Origin of the sequence: Chryseobacterium sp. SIMBA_029 (genome assembly GCF_046535275.1) — a bacterium.
In the GTDB taxonomy this organism is placed as follows: Bacteria; Bacteroidota; Bacteroidia; order Flavobacteriales; family Weeksellaceae; genus Chryseobacterium.
Genome location: NZ_JAWRXA010000712.1, coordinates 1 through 245 on the forward strand (window position 1 = coordinate 1; position 245 = coordinate 245).

At 34.7% G+C, this 245-nt stretch carries 1 protein-coding gene; it reads left to right on the top strand.

What is annotated here, in order from left to right:
• Positions 1-245 (top strand): glyoxalase (locus SB679_RS25795; RefSeq protein WP_410705218.1); only part of this gene is annotated, 245 nt, incomplete at both ends.

Genomic DNA, 245 nt, shown 5'->3' on the forward strand with positions numbered 1-245 from the left:
TTGAAATCAGCAGACAATTTTACAAAGATCTGGGGTTTGAAGAAGTTGTTTTGGAATCCAAACTATCACTGTTTATAAGAGAAGAAATAGGTTTTTACCTTCAGGACTATTATGCGAAAGACTGGGTTGATAATACCATGATCTTTATGGAGGTGGTTAATACAGATGAATTCTGGAATGAGCTTCAGTCTCTAGGGCTTACAGAAAAATATGAAAATGTAAGGCTTACTCCTGTAAAAACAATG